Below are 19,756 nucleotides of genomic sequence, written 5' to 3'. Positions count from 1 at the left end.
TCGCTCAACGACCGGGGAAGCCTCACGCCCCGGTCGTTGAGCGAGCGCAGGCAATCTGCCCGGGGCAGGCCGACTCGCCGCGATTTCGCCTGTTCTCGGCCGATTGCCTCCGGTGGGCGGCGCTTTCCGACCGCTCGCCTGCGCGGTCAGCGTCGCAGTTCGACGCGCGCGACGGTCGCGTCTTCGAGCGCGACGGGATCGATCTCGACGCCGATGCCGGGCGCGGTCGGCACACGCACGTGCCCGTCATCCAACACGATCGGCTCGCGCACGATGTCGCGCGCGTAGAAGCGGTCGGATGCCGAGAGGTCGCCGGGCAGCGTGAATCCGGGGAGCGCGGCCAGCGCCGCGTTGGCCGCGCGGCCGATGCCGGTCTCCAGCATCCCTCCGCACCAGACAGGCACCCCCGCCTCGCGGCACAGATCGTGCACACGCACGGCCTCGAGGTAGCCGCCGACGCGGCCCGCCTTGATGTTGATGATCGCGGCGGCGCGCAGGGCGAGCGCATCGCGCGCCGCCTTGGCCGACACGATCGACTCGTCGAGGCAGATCGGCGTGCGAAGACGCGCGGCCAGCGCGGCATGGTCGACGATGTCGTCCTCCTGCAGGGGCTGCTCGATCAGTAGGAGGTCGAAGCGGTCCAGCTCGGCGAGGGTGTCGGCATCCTCGAGCGTGTAGGCGGAGTTCGCATCGACCTGCAGCGCAATCGCCCCGAACGCGTCACGTACCGCCGCGGTGTCGGCGACGTCGCGCCCGGGCTTGATCTTGATCTTGATACGCACGTAGCCGTCGTCGAGGTAGCCGCCGACGGCGTCGACGAGGGCCGACGGGTCGCGTTGGATGCCGACCGAGACACCGCTCGGCACGCGGTCGACCGTGGCACCGAGGTACTCGCCCAGCGGGCGCCCAGCGGCACGGAGGGCCGCGTCGAGAACGGCCAGCTCGAGCCCCGCCTTGGCCATGCGATGCCCGACGAACGGCGCGAGGACGGTCGATACCTGCTCGGGCGCGACACCCTCCGCCGCGGCATCCAACAGCGCCGGCGCGAGGAAGCGCTGGGTGACGTCCCACGCGCCCTGCGTGTACTCGCTGGAATAGAGGGGCGCCTGCTGGGTGACGATCTCTCCCCACCCGTCGCCGTCGCCGGTGCGAACGCGCACCACGATGACCTCGCGTACGGTCTCGGTGCCGAACGACGTCGTGAACGGCGAGACGAGCGGCAGGTGGAGCACCCGCAGCTCGACGGCGTCGATGCGCACGGGCGCGGCGGGGCGGACGATCGGCATGCGCTCAGGCTACGCCGCGCGCCCCGCGGGCACCCGGACGGCGCGCGCCGCCGGGCCTGCTCAGCGGGGCGCTCGCAGCAGGGCGAAGCGCGGGGCGACGTAGGTGCTGCGACGCGGTGGCCGCGGCAGCAGGGCTTCGGTGATGGCGGTGATGAAAATGCGCACGGCATCCGTCCTCTCAAGGTCTTCACTCAAGAGATGACGGATGCCGTGCGATATGACGCAGGTTCGCGAAATCAGTCGTCGACGACGGTGACGTTGACCTCGATGTTGCCGCGCGTGGCGTTCGAGTACGGGCACACCTGGTGCGCCGCGTCAGCGAGCTGCTGAGCCACGGCGAGGTCGACGTCGGGGATGTTGACCTCGAGCTCGACCGCCAGCTGGAAGCCCCCCTGGCCGTTCGGGCCGATGCCGACCCGGGAGCCGACGCTCGAGCCCTCGATGCTCACCTTCTGCGCGCGGGCGACGCTCTGCAGCGCGCTGTGGAAGCATGCCGCGTAACCGGCGGCGAAGAGCAGCTCGGGGTTGGGCGCCTCACCGGCACCGCCCATCTCCTTGGGGACGCGCACGTCGAAGTCGAGGATGCCGTCGGTCGTGCGGACGTGTCCGTTTCGGCCGCCACCGGTGGCGAGGGCTTCGGCGGTGTAGAGGGTTTCCATGGGTGTTCCTTTCGTGGAGGTGGGAGGGGCCGCAGCGACGTGCGTGGACCGGCGCTCAGGCGGCCGCGCGCAGGTCGGCGGCGAGCGCGCGCATGTTGGCGGTGATGGCGGCGAGCTGGTCGAGCAGGTCGCCGAGGTTGCGCCCGCTGTCGACGAAGGCCGGGACGAGGCAGCCGGCCGCGGCGACGACCTCGGCGTGCACGTCACGACCGGCGGCGGTGAGAGCGACCCGCACCACGCGCTCGTCGGCGGCATCCCGCCGGCGCGAGACCAGCCCGCGGTCCTCGAGCCGCCGCAGCAGGGGCGACAGGGTGCCGGAGTCCAGTGCGAGCTCCTCGCCGAGGCCGCTGACGGTGCGCTCGCCCGTGGCGAGCACGACCATCGCGAGGTACTGCGGGTAGGTGAGCTTCCAGGGCTTCAGCAGCTCGCGGTAGGCCTGCGTCGTCGCGTGCGAGGCGGTGTACATAGCGAAGCAGACGAACTCGTCGAGTGTGGCGGGAGCGGGCATGCGAAAAGCATTGCACACAATTCAGTTGTGCACAATATTTCGCGTGAGGCGCTCCTCAGCGCGACAGGGTGAACCCGTCCGGATCGCCCGGCCGCGGCGGACGCAGCTGCGGCGGCAGGGGCCACGGCAGCACGATGCCCTCGTGCGGCCGGCTCATGTCGCCGTAGTCGTCGACCTTGACGACGATCCGCGCCGGCGTCACCTCGACGAGCCGGACCCGCACCGGCGTGCCCTCGCCGCGCTCGAGCATCCAAGGCTCGGCAAGGAAAGCGAGGCCGCGCTGCTCGAGCGCCTCCTCGGCATCCAGCCACTCGACGGATGCCGCGACCACCCGCCCCAGCACGTCGATCGCCGTCCACGCGTCGCCGTCGGGCCGGATCCACCCCAACCGCTCGCCGTCGTCGCGACGGTGGGGAGTCCAGTCGTCGGGAACGGCCCCGCCTCCACTCACGACGCCACCCCGGGGCGCACGAAGAGGTAGCCGCGCTCGTCGAACCCACCCACCGTGAAGCCGTCCTCGGTCAGCCCGAGGAACGCCTCCCGCACGCGGTACCGCCAGTCCAGTGCCTCACCCGGGGCATCTCGGCGGAGCCGTTCGATGTCGGCGGGAACCTCCACGGTGGTGACGATGTCCTGCTCGCGCGGCGGGGCGGCGGGCGCATCCAGGTCCCAGACGGCGAAGATGCGGTCGGTCTCGTCACCGCGGTTCACGCCGTCGTCCATCGCGCCGTAGTGATCCACGTAGTACTCCCCCACCCGTGCGCCGAGCACGCGAAGGTTGAACGAGGCATTGCGGGCGACGAGCGGGTCGAACGTCCACGTGATCCGGTGGACGTCCCGCGCCAGCGCCCACTCGCGCTGGTGCTGCTTCAGCAGCCGTCCGAGCCCCCGCCCGCGATGGCCGTCGACGATGCCGGTGATGTGCGAGTGCAGCGAACGGTCGTCGGGGGCGGCGAAGAAGCCGACCGAGGCCCCGATCATGCGCTCCGATGCGGAGCCGGCGCCGGCGTAGAGGCCGACGGCGTAATTGCCGACGTGCGCGAGCGCACGCAGGAGGTTCGGCGGCATGCCCGTGCGGTCACCGCCCCACACCTCGCTGAGCACGGCGGATGCCGCCGCGATCTGCTCCATCGTGCGAAGGGGCCGGATGCGAAACCCGTCGAGGGTCCGGCTGTCGAGGTCCGCCATGCCGTCACCCTATGCCGGAGCCACCGCATCAGGCGGCCGATAGCCTGAAAGGATGCCCGCTGATGACGATGCCCGACGACGATTGACCCGGATGCCGCCGCAGGGCGCGATCGTCGCCGTGCTGGCCCTGGCTGGACTCGCCTCGTCATTCATGTTCACGCTCGTTGTTCCCATTCAGACGCGCCTGCCGGATCTGCTGCACGCGAACCGCGACGACACCGCATGGGTGGTCACCGCGACACTGCTCGCGGCCGCCGTCATCACGCCCATCGCCGGACGCCTGGGCGACATGTACGGCAAGCGGCGCATCGTCCTGGTGCTGCTGGCGACGCTGGTGGTCGGGTCGGTGATCGCCGCCGTGTCGACCGGACTGATCTGGCTGATCGTCGGCCGCGCCCTACAGGGCGCGGTGACCGGCGTGATCCCCCTGGGGATATCCATCCTGCGCGATGTGCTCCACGAAGACCGGGTCGACCCGGCCATCGCCCTCATCAGTGCGACTCTCGGCGTCGGAGGCGCGCTCGGGCTTCCCATCAGCGCGCTGGTGACGGAGAACGCCGACTGGCACGCGCTGTTCTGGACGGCCGCGGTCCTCGGCGCCGTCGTGTTCGTCCTCGTCCTTCTCGTCGTCCCCGTGAGCGTCCTGCGCACCGCGGGCCGTTTCGACTACGCCGGTGCGCTCGGGCTGGCGGTGGGGCTTCTCGGCATCCTGCTGGCGATCTCGCGCGGCGACGCCTGGGGCTGGGGGTCGGCGGCGACGCTCGGCTGTGGCCTCGGCGGGGTGGCGGTGCTGCTCGTGTGGGGATGGTACGAGCTGCGCATCCCGGAGCCTCTGCTGGACCTGCGGGTCGCCGCCCGACGCCCCGTCCTGCTCACCAACATCGCCTCGGTCGCGATGGGCTTCTCGCTCTTCTCTTCCAACGTCTCCTACCCGCAACTGCTGGAGCTGCCCGCGCCGACCGGGTTCGGGCTCACCCTGCTGGCGGCGAGCCTGGTGATCATGCCCTCCGGCCTGGTGATGATGGTGCTCTCCCCGTTCTCCGGGCGCCTCGCGAGCACCGTCGGCCCGCGCCGCCTGCTCATCCTGGGCGCGATCGCCCTCATCGCGGCGTACGGCTTCAGCCTCCTTCTCGCGTCCGCCGTCTGGCACATCCTCATCGCGAACCTCCTGATCGGCGTGGGGATCGGCTTCGGCTACGCGGCCATGCCCATGCTCATCATGCGCTCGGTCCCCCAGAGCGAGACGGGCGCCTCGAACGGCCTGAACGCCCTCTTCCGCTCACTCGGGACGAGTTCGGCGGCGGCGGTGGTCGGCGCCGTGCTCGCGAGCATGTCGAGCGTGCAGGACGGACGCACCGTTCCCACGGCCTCCGCCTTCCAGGTGTCGTTCTGGCTGGGACTGGTCGCCGCGGTGATCGCACTCACGGTCGCCGCCTTCATCCCGCTGCGCCCCGCCGCCGAGCACCACCCGGCGCTGCCGAACGGTCACTAGCGGCGCGCGCTGACCACGGCATCCGCGTTCCGGTGCCGTGTCACCCGGTGTCACACAGCCTCACGCACGCCCGTCGCGCCGTATCCTGACGACGGCTCGAAAACCGGAAGCCTCCGCCTTGAGCAGCCGGTGACCGTCGCCGCTGCAAGAGCCTTCTGACACCCGCCCGCGTCGTGGGCCATCGTCCTCAGGAGGAGAACCATGTCCGTCGCCACCACCACCTCCGGCAGCCTGCCGCGCACCGCCGCCCTCATCGAGGCGAACGCCGCCCGCAGCCTCGCCGACGACGGCTTCACGCTGCTGTCGACGCCCGAGTTCGAGACGCTCACGGCCCAGGCCGTCGCCGACGTCGTCGAGCGCCAGCGGGCCGCCGGCATCACCCTGGTCGGCGACGGCGAGTTCGGCAAGGCCATGTCGAACGCCGTCGACTACGGCGCCTGGTGGTCGTACTCGTTCCAGCGGGTGAGCGGCCTGTCGCTCACCGAGATCAACGCCTTCAACGAGCCGCCGGTGCGCTCCGAGCCGGGCGCGATCCGCCTGACGAGCTTCCTCGATCGCCGCGACCGCCAGCGGTTCCCCGCCGTGTACGCCGAGGCCGTCGAGGCCGGACGCACCGCGACCGCCTTCCCCACGACCACCGGACCGCTCGCGTACCGGGGCCAGGATGCCGTGGCCTCCGACATCCGCCACCTCACCGCGGCGCTGCGACCGGGCGAACAGGGTTTCCTCACCGCGATCGCGCCCGGATCCGCGGCGCGCGTGCGCAACGACTACTACGCCACCGACGAGGAGCACATCTTCGCGTGGGCCGAGGCGCTGCGCGAGGAGTACCGGGCGATCGTCGAGGCGGGTCTCATCCTGCAGCTCGACGACCCCTCGCTCGCCGAGAACTTCGACCAGATCTCCCCGGAGCCTTCGATCGCCGACTACCAGGCGTTCACGAAGATCCGCATCGACGCGATCAACCACGCCATCGCGGGGCTGCCCAAGGAGCAGGTGCGCCTGCACCTGTGCTGGGGGTCGTGGCACGGCCCCCACACCACGGACATCGAGCTGCGCCACATCCTGCCCGTCGTGCTGCAGGCGAACGTCGGCTCGATCTCGTTCGAGGCGGGCAACGTCCGCCACGAGCACGAGTTCGGCGCGTGGGCGGATGCCGCCGTGCCCGATGACCTCGTGCTCGTGCCCGGCGTCGTCAGCCACGCCACGAACGTCGTGGAGCATCCCGAACTGGTCGCGCAGCGCATCCGCCGCTTCACCGATATCGTCGGCGCCGACCGGGTCATCGCGTCGACGGACTGCGGCCTCGGCGGCCGCATCCACCCCGACATCGCCTGGGCGAAGCTCGAGACGCTCGGCGCGGGCGCGCGCTGGGTCTGAGCCGCGGGACCGGATGCCGGGGCGTCAGCCGCGCGCGGCGCGATCGATCGCGTCGAGCAGGGCCTGCAGGCCGAGCTCGAAGGCCGCATCCAGGCGCGCGTCGGCATCCGTCCATGCGCTGCTCGCCGCGGCGAGCGCGCCCGTCGCGGGAGACGTCCGCCACACCTCGGACGGGGCGGCACGTTCGAGCGCGACGCCCAGGGCGAAGCTGTCGAGCGCTTCGAGGTAGACCGAGACGGCGTGCGGGGCGAAGCCGGCGGCGTGCAGCGCCGCCGCCATCCGCTCGTAGATGCCGAGCACCGTCTCGGAGGTGATCGGGGTGCCGACGAGGAGGGCGACCAGACGCGGGTGGGCGGCGTAGCCGGCGCGCATCGAGCGGAGGATCGCCTCCAGCTCGTCGCGCCAGGGTCGCCCGCCCTCCGGCGCGGGGGGCGGGAAGTCACGCGCCATGCGATCGCGGATGAGGTCGACGAGGTGGTCGAGTCCGCCCACGTGGTAGTAGAGCGAGGGCGCGGCGACGCCGAGCCGTTTGCCGAGGGCTCGCATCGAGAAGGTGTCGCCGCTGTCGATGAGCGCGAGCGCCTCGTCGACGATGCCCTCGATCGAGAGCCGCGCCACCGATGGTCTGCCCACACGCACCTCCCGAAACAAGACAGTTACACAGCGTACTTGTCGGCGACGCATACGAGAGACATACTGCCTAACACCGTTAGATAAACCCGGCGCATCGACCGGGGCAGACTCACCCTTTGGAGGACACATGTCAACGGCGACGCCCACACCCTCCGCGACCGCGGAACCGTCCGGTGCCATCGGCACCCTGAAGAAGAACTCCCTCGACGCGAGGGGCATCACGTTCCTCGTCGTCTCGGCCGCCGCCCCGCTGACGGTCATCGCGGGAACCGTCCCGCTCGCCATCCTCATCGCCGGCCCCGCAGCCCCCACGGCCTACCTCGTCGTCGGCGTCGCGCTGGCGATCTTCGCCGTCGGTTTCATGGCGATGACCAACCGCATCTCCCGCACCGGCGGCTTCTACACCTACATCGCCGCCGCCCTCGGCAAGCACATGGCCCTCGGCGCCGGCATCCTCGCCCTCGTCTCCTACAACGCCATGCAGATCGGCATCTACGGCCTGTTCGCCGTGAACGCCAAGGCCATGCTCGCCACGGTCTTCGGCATCGACGTGCCGTGGCCCGTCCTCGCCGGCGTCGCTCTGGTCGGCGTGTGGGCGATGGGCTTCACCGGTATCGACATCGGGGCGCGCGTGCTGGGTGTGCTGCTCGTCGCCGAGACCATCGCACTCGCGGTGCTCGGCGTCGCGATCCTCGTCACCGGGGGCAGCCCCGAGGGCTTCGGCACGGGCGTCTTCGCCCCCGTCAACGTCTTCACGCCGCAGTTCGCGGTGGTGCTGGGCCTCGCCTTCGCCGCCTTCATCGGCTTCGAGTCGACGGTGCTGTACCGGGCCGAGGCGCGCACCCCCCACCGCACGATCCCGCGCGCGACCTATATCGCCGTCGCCGCCATGACGCTGTTCTACTTCGTGCTGACGTGGCTGCTCGTCCAGGCGTACGGCGAGAGCGCCGTGCAGGCCTTCATCGGCGAGAACGGCGTCGAGACGTTCCTGTTCGCCACCGCGGGCAGCCGGCTCGGCCAGGTCGCGACGAGCGTGTTCCTGCTGCTGATCGTCACGAGCGTCTTCGCCGCGCTGCTCGCCTTCCACAACTCGATCAACCGGTACACGTACGCCCTCGCCCGTGACGGCGTGCTGCCCGCCGCGCTCGGCCGCACCCGTCCGCGCAACGGCACGCCCTGGGTCGCCGGCCTCGCCCAGTCGGTCCTCGCCGCGATCATCGTCGGCGGCTTCGCCCTCGCGGGTGCCGACCCCTACCTCCAGCTGCTGATCTGGGTCAACACCCCGGGCGTCGTCGGCGTCGTCGTGCTGCAGATCCTGGCCGCGGCATCCGTCGTCGTCTTCTTCGTCCGCCGCGCCAGCCGCGCCGACCGGCCCTGGTACGCGGTGCCCGCGGGCATCGCCGGCGGCGTGCTGATGCTCGTCTTCCTCGTGCTGATCGTCGTCAACATCGGCGTCCTGACCGGCGCCGACGACACGACCAACGCGGTCATCATCGGTGTCATCCCGGTGGCGTTCCTCGTCGGGCTCGTGCTCGCCGAGGTGCTGCGACGCGCTCGACCGGCCGCCTACGCGGGCATCGGCGGTCCGGAACAGTGACCGCGGCCGACCTCGTCGTCGTCGCCGACGCGCTCCATGGCACGACCGGCGAGGCTCTGGCCGTCGCGGACGGGCGGATCGTCGCGATCGGCGACCGTCGTGACGCCTCCGAGTGGGGCGGCCGGGGAACACGCACCGTGCATCTGCCCGGCGTCGTCCTCCCCGGCCTCGTCGACGCCCACGCGCACCCCGTTCTCGGTGCGCGGGTGTCGCGCGGGCTCGACCTGCAGGGTGTCCGCACTCTCGGCGAGCTCCGGACGATCCTGACGCGCGCCTGCCGCGAGGCCGCACCGGGTTCTTGGGTGCTCGGTTGGGGGCTCTCCCACGATGTGTGGGAGGGCGCCCCGATCTCCGCCGCCTCTCTGGGCTCCGCGGTCGACGGCACCCTCGTGCTGCTGCGGATGTTCGACGCCCACTCCGCCCTCGCCAGCTCCGCGGCGCTCGCCCGGGCGGGCGTCGACGGTCCGCGCACGTTCCCCTCGGGCGCGGGCGTCGCGGTGGATGCCGAGGGCACCCCGACCGGGGTGCTGCAGGAGCACGAGGCGATCAACCTGGTCGAGCGACTCGTGCCGGTCGAACCGCTGGCCGACGTCGCCGAGCGCCTCGCCGGCCACCTGGAGCGCATGGCCGCGGCGGGTCTGACCGGCGCGCACGTCATGGACTTCGAGGGCGACCCGGCAGCCCTCTACGCGGCGGTCGAGGAGGCGGATCGGATGCCGCTGCGCCTGCGGATCCACCCGTGGGTCGACCCGTCGACGACGGAGCAGGAGTGGGACGCGCTCATCGGCGCCACCGGATCGGGCGGCAGGCTCTGGCGGCTGCACGGCGTCAAGTTCTTCCTCGACGGGACGATCGACAACGGCACGGCGTGGCTGACCCACGCCGACTGCCACGGACAGTCGGTGCGCAGCACCTGGCCGTCGCCGGCGCGCTACGCCGCGGCGATCGCGCGCTTCGCGGCGGCCCGGGTCCCCACGGCGACCCACGCGATCGGGGATGCCGCGGTGCGCCACGCCGCGGCATCCATCGCCGCCGCGCGTGCCGCGCACCCCGGCTCGCTGCACCGGATCGAGCACCTGGAGCTGACCGGCGACGACATCGTCGACGCCGTCGCCGGCAGCGGCGCGATCGCGAGCATGCAGCCCACCCACTGCACGCGGTTCATCCGCGCCGACGGCCGCGACAACTGGAGCGCGCGTCGGACGGGCGCGGGCGGGGCAGTCGTGGCGCACCCGCGCCCTCGCCGATCGCGGCGTGATGCTCGCCTTGGGCTCGGATTGGCCGATCGCACCGTTCGACCCGCGGGAGATCATCGCCGAGGCCCAGACGCGCCGGCACGGCGACGCCCCGCCGGTCGGAGCTGCCGAGGCGTTGTCGGCGGCGCAGGCGCTGGCCGGATACACGACCGGCGCGGCCGCCGCCGCCGGGCACGCGGCCGACGAGGGTCGGCTGGCGGTGGGCATGCGCGCCGACCTCACGGTTCTCGCCGCCGATCCGACGCAGTGCGCACCGGAGGACGTCCCGGCCCTGTCGGTCAACGCCACCGTGGTCGACGGGCGGGTGCGCCACCTGCGCGGGTGAGGCGCGCCGATCGGGCAGAATCGATCCATGCCTCCCGTGCACGATCCCCACCTCCCCGCCGACCACGCGTGCCTCATCGTGCACGGCAGCGACAAGCCCGGCATCGTCGCGGCCGTCTCGGCGATGATCACCCGCATCGGCGGCAACATCGTGGCATTCGACCAGTTCTCCGACGACCACCGCGGCGGGGCGTACTTCCAGCGCGTGGTGTTCCACCGCCCCGACTTCGCGCTCGAGCGCCCCGCGATCGAGATCGATATCGCCCGCACCCTCGCCGACTTCGAGCTGGAGTGGTCGCTGACCGACCAGTCGGTTCCCAAGCGGATGGCGATCCTGGCGAGCACGCAGGACCACTGCCTGCTCGACCTGCTGTGGCGCCACCGCCGCGGCGACCTTCCGGTCACCATCCCGATGGTGATCTCGAACCACACCACGACGGCCGAAGACGTCCGCAGCTTCGGCGTGCCGTTCTTCCATGTGCCCTCGGTCGCGGGGCCGGACAAGTCGGCGTCGGAGGAGGAGATCCTGAAGCTGCTCGTCGGCAACGTCGACTTCGTCGTGCTCGCGCGCTACATGCAGATCCTGTCGCCCGAGTTCCTCGAGCGGCTGGGGGTGCCGGTGATCAACATCCACCACTCGTTCCTGCCGGCCTTCATCGGCGCGGAGCCCTACAAGAAGGCCAAGGCGCGCGGGGTGAAGCTCATCGGCGCGACCTCGCACTACGTCACCGGCGACCTCGATGAGGGCCCGATCATCGAGCAGGACACCGTGCGCGTCACCCACGCCGAGTCGTCGGCGGAACTCGCGCGCCGCGGTGCCGACGTCGAGCGCCAGGTGCTCTCCCGCGCGGTGCTGTGGCACGCCGAGGACCGCGTCATCCGTCACGGCAACCACACGATCGTCTTCTGACGCGGTGCTGCCGGCGGGAAACCGTCAGTACACGTACTCCATGAGGTCGAGGCCGAGGGCGCGGAACGCCTCGTGCGCGCGCAGCCGATGCGCGACCGACAGGTCGTCGAAGCAGACGATCAGCGCGTAAGCGGCGCCGGCGCGGGGCCCGGCGATCACTCCGGCCTCCGCGCGGATGCCGTCGCCACGCCCGGTCTTGTTGACGAAGAGCAGCCCGTGGCGGTCGTCGTCGTGCGCGAACGGGTCCAGCGCGGTGCTCGCCGCGACGAGCGCCAGATCCTGGTTGAGGCTGAGCCACTCCGACACCTGCGCGCTGACCGCGGGCGAGACGACCTGCGCGTTCACGAGACCGGCGAAGAGGGTGACGAGTTCGCCCGTCGAGGCGAGGCCCACGTGTGGGGCGTCATCGAGGCCGCGCTCGTCGCGGAAGCCGTCGATCAGCGCCGTCTTGACGAGCCCGATCTGCTCGACACGGGCCCGCACGGCGTCGAGGCCGACCCGATCGAGCAGCGCATTGGCGGCGGCCGCGTCGGAGGCCGCGGCGGCGAGCACGGCCAGGTCGCGCACCGGCAGCGCGGGCGCAGCCAACCGATGCCAGAGGCCGCCGACCGTGACCGGCGGCACCGAGCTGCGCTCGATGATCTGCAGCGGATCGAGCGTGCCCGCGTCGATCTGCGCGGCGACCTCGATCAACAGCGGCACGACGCCGATTCCCGCGACGGGCAGCACGAGGTGCGCGTCGCCCGCGAGCACCGTCTCGCCCGAGTCCAGATCCGTGACGCACACCGAGACCTGCGCCCCCGCTGCGGCGACGGCGTCGAGCGCGGCGAGCGCGGCCGAGAACGAACGGGTACGGCCCGACGAGCGCCGGGGCGAGCGTCGCGTCGAGGGCCGTTCGCCCCGCGCCTCGCCACGCAGCGGTGCGCGCACCTCACCGCGACGTGGTGACGATGCTCGACCTGCACTGTCCACGCGAGATGCTCCGTTCTCGATGTTGTCGCTGCCGGCGGTGTCGTGACCCGGGCGCCGCGCCGACGATCGCCGGCCCGGCGACGCGGTGGTCACCAGATGGTGACGCGCTGGTCGGCGTCGAGCCACAGCGCGTCGGTCTCGGTGACGTCGAACGCGCGGTAGAACTCGTCGACGTTGCGAACGATCTGGTTGCAGCGGAACTCGTTGGGCGAGTGCGGATCGATGGTCAGGAGGCGAATCGTCTCGGCCTCGCGGCCCTTCTGCTGCCAGATCTGCGCCCAGCTGAGCAGTAGCCGCTGGATGCCGGTATACCCGTCGATCACGGGACCATCGGCATCCTCGTCGGTCGTGTCGGCGCCGAGCGAGAGGCGGTAGGCCTTGATCGCGATGCCGAGCCCGCCGAGGTCTCCGATGTTCTCGCCGATCGTGAGAGCGCCGTTGACGTGGTGCTCGGCGGCGAGGCCCTGCGGCACGAGGGCGTCGTACTGAGCGATGAGGGCGCCGGTGCGCTGCTCGAAGGCGGCACGGTCGTCATCCGTCCACCAGTCGCGGAGGGCCCCGGTGCCGTCGAAGGCCGATCCCTGGTCGTCGAAGCCGTGGCCGATCTCGTGGCCGATCACGGCGCCGATGCCGCCGTAGTTGGCCGCGGCATCCCGATCCAGCTCGAAGAACGGGTACTGCAGGATCGCGGCGGGGAACACGATCTCGTTCATCAGCGGGTTGTAGTAGGCGTTGACCGTCTGCGGGGTCATGTACCACTCGTCGCGGTCGATGGGGGCGCCGAGCTTGGCGATCTGCCGTTCGTGTTCCCACGCGTTCGTGCGGCGGACGTTGCCGATCAGATCGGCGGCGTCGACCTCCAGCGCCGCGTAGTCCTTCCACGTCACGGGGTAGCCGACCTTGGGCGTGAACGCGGCGAGCTTCTCGAGGGCGCGCCCGCGGGTCTCCGGCGTCATCCACTCGAGCGTCTCGATCGAACGCCGGTAGGCCTCGATGAGGTTCGCGACGAGCTCGTCCATCGCCTCTTTGGCTGCGGGCGGGAAGTGACGGTCGACGTAGACCTTGCCCACAGCCTCACCCATCGCCGCCTCGACGAAGCTGACGCCCCGCTTCCACCGTTCGCGATTGACGGGAACGCCCGTGAGCTCGGTGCCGTAGAACGCGAAGTTCGCATCGACGAAGTCGGACGACAGGAACGCTGCGGAGGCGCGCACGATGTGCAGGCGCAGCCACGCCTTCCAGTCCTCGAGGCGGTCCTCGACGAGCAGCGAGCCGAGCCCTTCGAAGTAGCTGGGCTCGTTCACGTTGATCTCGGCGAAGCCGTCGCGGCGGCCGGGGGCGACGGCATCCAACCACGGGGTGAGATCGACGCCGACCAGCTGCTGCACGTCGTCCCACGTCATGAGGTTGTACGTGGCGACGGCGTCGCGGGTGCGCACGTTGTCCCAGTGGTGGCTCGCCAGCTCGGTCTCCAGCGCCAGCACGCGATCGGCCTGCTGCCCGGCATCCTCACCCTGCGCACCTACGCCTGCGAGACCGAGAACCGTCTGCACGTACTCGCGGAAGGCGATGCGGGTCTTGTCGAAGTTGTCGAGGCGGTAGTAGCTCTCATCCGGCAGCGACAGACCGGACTGCACGAAGAACGCGACGTAGCGCTCGGGGTTTCCCGGGTCGGGCTCGATGTAGACGCCGATCATGCTGCCGACGCCCTCCCGCTCCATCTCGCCGACCGTGCGCAGCAGCGCCGGGATGGAGTCGATGGCGTCCACGCGTGCCAACTGGGCCGCGAGGGGCTCGGCCCCGAGCCGCTCGATGCGCTCGGTGTCCATGAAGCTCGCGAACAGGTCGCCGATCTTGCGCGCCTCCGTGCCCGGCTCCGCCGTCGTCGACTCCTCGATGATGGCCCGCACGTCCTTCTCGGCCTGCTCGGCGATCAGGTGGAACGAGCCCCAACGCGCCTTGTCGTCGGGGATCTCCGTACGTTCCAGCCAGGCGCCGTTCACGTGACGGAACAGGTCGTCCTGAGGACGGATGCCGGGGCTCAACGCGGACAGCTCGATACCCGAGCGAAGGGTGGGGGCGGTCATGCCGTACAGGATACGCGCCGGTCCTGTCCGCGCGATCCGTGTTCACCCGCCGTTCGCCCACCCCCGATCGTTGCGCGGCATCCCTCCCCCCGGTCGTTGAGCGAGGAGCACCGCGACGAGTCGAAACGCCCCGCCCCGACCGACGCGCCGCGTCGGCGCCCGCCCGTAGGCTCGACGCATGGCCGCGCCCACCCTCAACCGTGAGATCCTCCGGCTGGCGGTGCCGGCCCTGGGTGCGCTGGTCGCAGAGCCCTTGTTCCTCATCGTCGACGCGGCTCTCGTCGGCCATCTGGGAGTGGTGCCGCTCGCGGGCCTCGGCATCGCATCGGCCGTGCTCCAGACGATCGTCGGACTCATGGTCTTCCTCGCCTACTCGACCACACCCGCGGTGGCGCGTCGCTTCGGCGCCGGTGATCATGCCGACGCGGTGCGAGCCGGCGTCGACGGCCTCTGGCTGGCTCTCGGTCTGGGCGTCGTGCTCGCGATCGCCGGATCGCTGGCGACACCCGCGCTCGTGTCGCTGTTCGGCGCGGCGCCCGATGTCTCCCACCAGGCGCTCATCTACCTGCAGCTGTCGATGTGGGGCCTTCCCGCCATGCTCATCGTGTTCGCGGCGACGGGCCTGCTGCGCGGCATGCAGGACACCGTCACGCCGCTGTGGATCGCGGGGATCGGCTTCGCCCTCAACGCGGCGCTGAACGCCCTGTTCATCTACGGGTTCGGGTGGGGCATCGCCGGGTCGGCGGCCGGGACCGTTGCGGCGCAGTGGGGCATGGTCGGCGCCTACGCGGTCGTGATCGGCCGGCTGGCGCAGCGCCACTCGGCATCCCTGCGTCCGCAGCGCGACGGACTGCGCGGATCCGCCGCGTCGGGAGGCTGGCTGTTCCTGCGCACCGTGTCGTTGCGCGCGGCGTTCCTCGCGACCGTGTTCGCGGCGACCGCTCTCGGCACCGACGAACTGGCCGGATGGCAGGTCGCGTTCACGATCTTCTCGACCGCCGCCTTCGCGCTCGACGCGTTGGCGATCGCCGCGCAGGCTCTCATCGGCCGCGGTCTCGGAGCCGGCGATGAGCTGTTCGTCCGTCGTGTACTCGGCCGCACCGTCGCGTGGGGAGGGTGGTTCGGGGTGATCGTGGGCGCTGCGATCGCGGCGCTCTCCGGCGTGATCGGACTCGTGTTCACCGGGTCGCCCGAGGTCGCCGCTCTCGTGCAGCCCGCTCTCCTCGTGCTGGCGGTGGCGCAGCCGGTGTGCGGTGTGGTCTTCGTGCTCGACGGCGTGCTGATGGGAGCCGGCGACGTGCGCTACCTCGCGGCGGCGGGCGGCCTCAACCTCGTCCCGTACCTGCCGGCCCTCGCGGTGCTGTGGCTCGCGCGTCCGACCGGGGCCATCGGCCTGATGTGGCTCGCCGTCTGCTTCTTCGGGGTCTACATGCTGGCGCGGCTCGCGACGCTCGCCTGGCGCGTGCGGCGGCCGGAGTGGGTCACCGCCGGGGCGTGAGCGGCCGGGGCGTCACGCCCAGCGGCGGCACCACTCGTACATCACGACCGCGGCCGCCGCGCTCGCGTTGATCGAGCGGGTCGAGCCGTACTGGGTGATCTCGACGACGGCGGATGCCGCGGCGACCGCCTCGGCGGACAGCCCCGGCCCCTCCTGACCGAACAGCAGCACGCACCGCTGAGGGAGCTCGGCGCGGTCGACCGGCACCGACCCGTCGACGTTGTCGACGGCGATCACGGGAATCTCGGCATCCTCGGCCCAGGCCGTGAAGGCGGCGACGTCTTCGTGGTGCCGCACGTGCTGGTAGCGGTCGGTCACCATCGCACCGCGACGGTTCCACCGCCGCTTGCCGATGATGTGCACCTCCGCGGCGCCGAACGCGTTGGCGCTGCGGACGATCGAGCCGATGTTCATGTCGTGCTGCCAGTTCTCGATGGCGACGTGAAACGGATGCCGGTGCTCATCGAGGTCGGCCACGATCGCGGCCATCGTCCAATAGCGGTAGCGGTCGACGACGTTCCGGCGATCACCGTCGGCGAGCAGGTCGCGGTCGTAGCGGGGATCGTCGGGCCACGCGTCGGGTCCCCCCGGCCACGGCCCGACCCCGACGGGGAGCTGCGGCTCGAGCTCGGCACTGTCCGGGGCGGCCGCATCCGGCGGCAGCACGGACTCGGTCATCGCTCCAGGCTACCGACGACCTCGCCGACTCGCCTTCCGTATTCAGTCCGCACGGACGCGCCGCGGGCGATCGGTCCGTTCGTTCTGCGACCTCGTCGCGCTGCCGGACCACGCGGGACTGAGTACGGAACACGTCCGCGTGGGGCCGCCTCAGCCGCGCGTCAGGACGAGGCGTCGATGCGGAGGAGTTCGGAACGCGCTCAATATTTCGGTCACCCGAAATGTCTGGTAATTTTTCGGTGTGCCGAAAAGTCCCGGGGTGACCATCGAGGCGCCCGTCCGCGCGGCGACCGTGCCCTCCCGGACCCGGCGCGCGGCATGGCTGCTCGGTCCGGCGCTGGTCGCCGGCGTCGCCTACCTCGACCCGGGCAACGTCGCGAGCAACATGACCGCCGGGGCGCGGTTCGGCTACCTGCTGGTGTGGGTCGTCGTGCTCGGCAACGCGATGGCGTGGCTCATCCAGTACCTGTCCGCGAAGCTCGGCATCGTGACGGGGCAGAGCCTCGCCGAAACCCTCGGCGAGCGCCTTCGTCATCCCTGGGCGCGCCGCGCCTACTGGCTGCAGGCCGAGCTCGTCGCCGTCGCCACCGACGTCGCCGAGGTGATCGGCGGCGCGGTCGCCCTCTGGCTTCTCTTCGGCGTCCCTCTGCCCCTCGGGGGCCTCATCACGGGAGCCGTCTCGATCGCACTGCTGCTCATCCAGCAGCGCCGCGGCGCGCGCAGCTTCGAGTTCGTCGTGATCGGCCTGCTCGTCGTGATCTCGATCGGCTTCACCTACGGCGTCTTCATCGCCCCGCCGGATGCCGCGAGTGTCGCCGGCGGCATGATTCCGCGATTCGAGGGGTCGGAGTCGGTGCTGCTCGCGGCATCCATCCTGGGCGCGACGATCATGCCGCACGCGATCTACGCCCACAGCGCCCTCGCCCGCGACCGGTTCTCCTCCGCCGGCGCGCGCCCCGTCGATCGTGCCGTCACGACGCCGCGGCTGCTGCGCGCGACCCGCTGGGACGTGACGATCGCGCTGGTCGTCGCGGGCACCGTGAACCTCGCGATCCTGCTGCTCGCGGCCGCCAACCTCGCCGGCGTCGACGGGACCGACAGCCTCGAGGGCGCATACGGCGCCCTGGCGGCGGGACTCGGCGGCGTCGTCGCGACGATGTTCGCGGTCGGCCTGCTCGCGAGCGGCCTGGCGAGCACTGCGGTGGGCGCCTACGCCGGCGCGGAGATCATGCACGGCCTGCTGCGTGTGCGGGTGCCGCTGATCGCGCGGCGCCTCGTCACGCTCGTGCCGGCCATCGTGATCCTCGCGCTCGGGGCCGATCCGACCTGGGCGCTGATCCTCAGCCAGGTGGTGCTGAGCTTCGGCATCCCGTTCGCACTCGTGCCGCTCGTCGCGCTCACCGCCCGCCGCGACGTGGTGGGGCCGTACCGCAACCGCTGGTGGACGACTCTCGCCGGCGTCGCCGCCTCGGTGTTCCTCATCGCGCTCAACGCCTTGCTGCTGTGGCTGGTCTTGATCGGCGGATAGTTCCGGCCGGTAGCCTGAGAGCGTGGCTGCGAACTCCGTCGCGATCGACGACTACCTGAAGACGATCTACCACCACACCGAGTGGCAGCCCGCGCTCATGACGTCGTCGCAGCTGGCGGCCGAGCTGAAGCTCGCCCCGTCGACGGTCACCGAGATGGTGCAGAAGCTCGTCGCCCAGGGCCTCGTCGACCACCGCCCGTACGGACCGGTGGCCCTGACCGAGCGGGGTCGGCTGCGCGCGGCATCCATCATCCGCCGCCACCGTCTCATCGAGACCTGGCTCGTGCAGGAGTTCGGCTACGCGTGGGACGAGGTGCACGACGAGGCCGAGGTGCTCGAGCACACGATCAGCGATCGCCTGCTCGCCGGCATCGCGGAGCGGCTGGGCCATCCTCGCTTCGACCCGCACGGCGACGCGATCCCGGATGCCGACGGCAACGTGCACCGCCTTCCGTTCGTGCTGCTGTCGACCGCCGAGGTCGGGCACGCGGGCGAGGTGCTGCGGGTCAGCGACCGCGATCCCGAGCTTCTGCGGGCGCTGGAGGGCGCCGGCATCGATGTGGGGCACCGTCTCGTGGTCGCCGGAGCGGACGTGGTCCGCGTCGATGACGGTGCGACGGTCGCCCTGCCCGCCGGCGCGGCCGGGGCGGTCTGGCTGACCGCCTGACGGCGTCAGCGCGCCACCGCGACGCCGCAGATTCGGATCAGTACAACGGATGCGGGCCGCGGCGGTCGCGGCATCCGCATCCGTTCGCGGCATCCGCATCTGTTCACATGCTCCGCGTCAGCGCCGCCAGAGGCGCCGCGGACGGCTGGCCTTGAGGTAGGGCCAGGTGATGCCGGTGGCGTGCTCGCAGTAGTCCCAGAGTCGGGTCGCGATGTCCTCGCGCCGGGCCAGCTTGCTGGCCTGCCCGAGCGTGGGCGCGCCGGCCACCAGACGGGACGGTCCCCAGAACTGCCCACCGACCGCCTCCGGATCGACGAGCGCGCGCACGAGCGGCCACGCCCCGCGCTCCTTGGACTGCGTGATCGGGGCCTGCAGATTGTCGACGAAACGCGTCATCCGGGACGGCTCGTTGATCCCCAGGATGCCGCGCGTGCGGCCGCTGATCGCGTACCCGGGGTGCGCGAGCAGACTCGCGATCGGCACGTTCGCGGCGCGGAGGCGCCGGTCGGCCTCAAAGCCGAGGGCCGTCGTCGCGACCTTCGACTGCACATAGGCCCGCCACGGCGAGTAGTTCGTCTCCAGCTCGGGGTCGACGGGGTCGTAGTTGCCCATCGCGGTCGACATCGACCCGACCCACACCATGCGGCCGCGACCGGCGGCGAGCGGCAGCAGCAGCTCACCGGCGAGCGCGTAGTGCCCGAGAGCGTTGGTCGCGAAAACCACCTCGTGCCCGTCGGCGGTCGTCTCGCGATGGCGCGGCGGGTGCACGACGCCGGCGTTCAGCAGCAGCCCGTGCAGCCCCGCACGACCGCGCACCGTCGCGGCGGCGGCACGCACCGAGCCCAGGTTGCTCGTGTCGAGCAGAAGGGTCGTGATCTCGGCATCCGGCACCTGGCGCCTCACCGCGATGCGCGCGGTGGCCAGCTTGTTGGGGTTGCGCCCGGTCATGATGACGTGGGCACCGGCACCGGCCAGCTGCAACGACGCGAAGAAGCCGAGCCCGGCCGTCGATCCGGTGACGAGGTACCGTCTGCCGGACAGGTCGGGGAGCATCATCGGGTCCCAGTCGTCGCGTGCCACGCGTCGAGACTAC

At 71.4% G+C, this 19,756-nt stretch carries 17 protein-coding genes and 1 pseudogene; 8 read left to right on the top strand and 10 right to left on the bottom strand.

Features of this window, described 5'->3' with window-relative positions; all coding sequences use genetic code 11:
* Positions 1-146 precede the first annotated feature (146 nt).
* From menC to HMPREF1529_RS05790, 5 genes are all read right to left on the bottom strand, one after another.
* A complete protein-coding gene (gene menC, locus HMPREF1529_RS05810; RefSeq protein ID WP_016464088.1) occupies positions 147-1,286 on the bottom strand; it encodes an o-succinylbenzoate synthase in 1,140 nt (379 codons plus the stop codon).
* A 236-nt stretch (positions 1,287-1,522) separates the two neighbouring features.
* Positions 1,523-1,945 (bottom strand): organic hydroperoxide resistance protein, encoded by a 423-nt coding sequence (locus HMPREF1529_RS05805; protein ID WP_005047915.1) that lies wholly within the window; start codon positions 1,943-1,945, stop codon positions 1,523-1,525.
* Positions 1,946-2,000: 55 nt separating this feature from the next.
* Positions 2,001-2,453, bottom strand: coding sequence for a MarR family winged helix-turn-helix transcriptional regulator (locus HMPREF1529_RS05800; RefSeq protein WP_016464087.1), 453 nt, complete (start codon positions 2,451-2,453; stop codon positions 2,001-2,003).
* A 55-nt stretch (positions 2,454-2,508) separates the two neighbouring features.
* Positions 2,509-2,904 carry a hypothetical protein gene (locus HMPREF1529_RS05795; RefSeq protein WP_016464086.1) on the bottom strand — a complete coding sequence of 132 codons (396 nt, stop codon included), beginning with the start codon at positions 2,902-2,904 and terminating at the stop codon, positions 2,509-2,511.
* Positions 2,901-3,641 carry a hypothetical protein gene (locus HMPREF1529_RS05790; RefSeq protein WP_016464085.1) on the bottom strand — a complete coding sequence of 247 codons (741 nt, stop codon included), beginning with the start codon at positions 3,639-3,641 and terminating at the stop codon, positions 2,901-2,903. Before HMPREF1529_RS05790 ends, HMPREF1529_RS05795 begins: the two co-directional genes overlap by 4 nt.
* A gap of 91 nt (positions 3,642-3,732) precedes the next feature.
* Between HMPREF1529_RS05790 and HMPREF1529_RS05785 the strand changes: the two genes are divergently transcribed.
* Together HMPREF1529_RS05785 and HMPREF1529_RS05775 are read left to right on the top strand one after the other, a co-directional pair.
* Complete coding sequence (locus HMPREF1529_RS05785) at positions 3,733-5,133, top strand: MFS transporter (protein WP_016464084.1); 1,401 nt, start codon at positions 3,733-3,735, stop codon at positions 5,131-5,133.
* Positions 5,134-5,334: 201 nt separating this feature from the next.
* Complete coding sequence (locus tag HMPREF1529_RS05775) at positions 5,335-6,513, top strand: cobalamin-independent methionine synthase II family protein (RefSeq protein WP_016464083.1); 1,179 nt, start codon at positions 5,335-5,337, stop codon at positions 6,511-6,513.
* A 24-nt stretch (positions 6,514-6,537) separates the two neighbouring features.
* On the opposite strand, the gene HMPREF1529_RS05770 is transcribed toward HMPREF1529_RS05775, so the two are convergent.
* On the bottom strand, positions 6,538-7,146 hold the full coding sequence (locus tag HMPREF1529_RS05770) for a TetR/AcrR family transcriptional regulator C-terminal domain-containing protein (protein ID WP_016464082.1): 609 nt from the start codon (positions 7,144-7,146) through the stop codon (positions 6,538-6,540).
* A 127-nt stretch (positions 7,147-7,273) separates the two neighbouring features.
* Here HMPREF1529_RS05770 and HMPREF1529_RS05765 point away from each other — a divergent pair, with 127 nt between their 5' ends.
* The 3 genes and pseudogenes from HMPREF1529_RS05765 (at position 7,274) to purU (ending at position 11,233) form a co-directional block, all read left to right on the top strand.
* Positions 7,274-8,743 carry an APC family permease gene (locus tag HMPREF1529_RS05765; protein WP_016464081.1) on the top strand — a complete coding sequence of 490 codons (1,470 nt, stop codon included), beginning with the start codon at positions 7,274-7,276 and terminating at the stop codon, positions 8,741-8,743.
* Positions 8,740-10,324 (top strand): annotated as a pseudogene (locus tag HMPREF1529_RS16485) (amidohydrolase). The gene HMPREF1529_RS05765 and the pseudogene HMPREF1529_RS16485 overlap by 4 nt, the downstream one beginning before the upstream one ends.
* A 27-nt stretch (positions 10,325-10,351) precedes the next feature.
* Complete coding sequence (gene purU, locus HMPREF1529_RS05755; protein WP_016464077.1) at positions 10,352-11,233, top strand: formyltetrahydrofolate deformylase; 882 nt, start codon at positions 10,352-10,354, stop codon at positions 11,231-11,233.
* 24 nt (positions 11,234-11,257) lie between these two features.
* Here the strand turns inward: purU and HMPREF1529_RS05750 are convergent, their stop codons facing one another.
* Together HMPREF1529_RS05750 and HMPREF1529_RS05745 are read right to left on the bottom strand one after the other, a co-directional pair.
* Entirely contained in the window at positions 11,258-12,205 is a 948-nt protein-coding gene (locus HMPREF1529_RS05750) for a serine hydrolase (RefSeq protein ID WP_232212064.1), read from the bottom strand.
* Between the two features lie 89 nt (positions 12,206-12,294).
* On the bottom strand, positions 12,295-14,292 hold the full coding sequence (locus tag HMPREF1529_RS05745) for a M13 family metallopeptidase (protein ID WP_016464075.1): 1,998 nt from the start codon (positions 14,290-14,292) through the stop codon (positions 12,295-12,297).
* 178 nt (positions 14,293-14,470) lie between these two features.
* Between HMPREF1529_RS05745 and HMPREF1529_RS05740 the strand changes: the two genes are divergently transcribed.
* Positions 14,471-15,790 (top strand): MATE family efflux transporter, encoded by a 1,320-nt coding sequence (locus HMPREF1529_RS05740; RefSeq protein ID WP_016464074.1) that lies wholly within the window; start codon positions 14,471-14,473, stop codon positions 15,788-15,790.
* 12 nt (positions 15,791-15,802) lie between these two features.
* On the opposite strand, the gene HMPREF1529_RS05735 is transcribed toward HMPREF1529_RS05740, so the two are convergent.
* Complete coding sequence (locus HMPREF1529_RS05735) at positions 15,803-16,468, bottom strand: TrmH family RNA methyltransferase (RefSeq protein WP_016464073.1); 666 nt, start codon at positions 16,466-16,468, stop codon at positions 15,803-15,805.
* A 259-nt stretch (positions 16,469-16,727) separates the two neighbouring features.
* On the opposite strand from HMPREF1529_RS05735, the gene HMPREF1529_RS05730 reads away from it, so the two are divergent.
* Together HMPREF1529_RS05730 and HMPREF1529_RS05725 are read left to right on the top strand one after the other, a co-directional pair.
* Positions 16,728-17,996 carry an Nramp family divalent metal transporter gene (locus HMPREF1529_RS05730; RefSeq protein ID WP_016464072.1) on the top strand — a complete coding sequence of 423 codons (1,269 nt, stop codon included), beginning with the start codon at positions 16,728-16,730 and terminating at the stop codon, positions 17,994-17,996.
* Between the two features lie 22 nt (positions 17,997-18,018).
* On the top strand, positions 18,019-18,663 hold the full coding sequence (locus tag HMPREF1529_RS05725) for a metal-dependent transcriptional regulator (RefSeq protein ID WP_016464071.1): 645 nt from the start codon (positions 18,019-18,021) through the stop codon (positions 18,661-18,663).
* 117 nt (positions 18,664-18,780) lie between these two features.
* Here HMPREF1529_RS05725 and HMPREF1529_RS05720 read toward each other — a convergent pair whose 3' ends face one another.
* Positions 18,781-19,716, bottom strand: coding sequence for an SDR family NAD(P)-dependent oxidoreductase (locus tag HMPREF1529_RS05720; protein WP_016464070.1), 936 nt, complete (start codon positions 19,714-19,716; stop codon positions 18,781-18,783).
* Positions 19,717-19,756 lie beyond the last annotated feature (40 nt).

Source organism: Microbacterium sp. oral taxon 186 str. F0373, assembly GCF_000411455.1.
GTDB lineage: Bacteria > Actinomycetota > Actinomycetes > Actinomycetales > Microbacteriaceae > Microbacterium.
This window is presented reverse-complemented; position numbering and strand designations above follow the sequence as displayed.

Coding starts and splice junctions, on each gene's coding strand:
- menC (WP_016464088.1), bottom strand. CDS start 1,286: ATGCCGATCGTCCGCCCCGCCGCGCCCGTGCGCATCGACGCCGTCGAG.
- HMPREF1529_RS05805 (WP_005047915.1), bottom strand. CDS start 1,945: ATGGAAACCCTCTACACCGCCGAAGCCCTCGCCACCGGTGGCGGCCGA.
- HMPREF1529_RS05800 (WP_016464087.1), bottom strand. CDS start 2,453: ATGCCCGCTCCCGCCACACTCGACGAGTTCGTCTGCTTCGCTATGTAC.
- HMPREF1529_RS05790 (WP_016464085.1), bottom strand. CDS start 3,641: ATGGCGGACCTCGACAGCCGGACCCTCGACGGGTTTCGCATCCGGCCC.
- HMPREF1529_RS05785 (WP_016464084.1), top strand. CDS start 3,733: ATGCCGCCGCAGGGCGCGATCGTCGCCGTGCTGGCCCTGGCTGGACTC.
- HMPREF1529_RS05775 (WP_016464083.1), top strand. CDS start 5,335: ATGTCCGTCGCCACCACCACCTCCGGCAGCCTGCCGCGCACCGCCGCC.
- HMPREF1529_RS05765 (WP_016464081.1), top strand. CDS start 7,274: ATGTCAACGGCGACGCCCACACCCTCCGCGACCGCGGAACCGTCCGGT.
- purU (WP_016464077.1), top strand. CDS start 10,352: ATGCCTCCCGTGCACGATCCCCACCTCCCCGCCGACCACGCGTGCCTC.
- HMPREF1529_RS05745 (WP_016464075.1), bottom strand. CDS start 14,292: ATGACCGCCCCCACCCTTCGCTCGGGTATCGAGCTGTCCGCGTTGAGC.
- HMPREF1529_RS05740 (WP_016464074.1), top strand. CDS start 14,471: ATGGCCGCGCCCACCCTCAACCGTGAGATCCTCCGGCTGGCGGTGCCG.
- HMPREF1529_RS05735 (WP_016464073.1), bottom strand. CDS start 16,468: ATGACCGAGTCCGTGCTGCCGCCGGATGCGGCCGCCCCGGACAGTGCC.
- HMPREF1529_RS05720 (WP_016464070.1), bottom strand. CDS start 19,716: ATGCTCCCCGACCTGTCCGGCAGACGGTACCTCGTCACCGGATCGACG.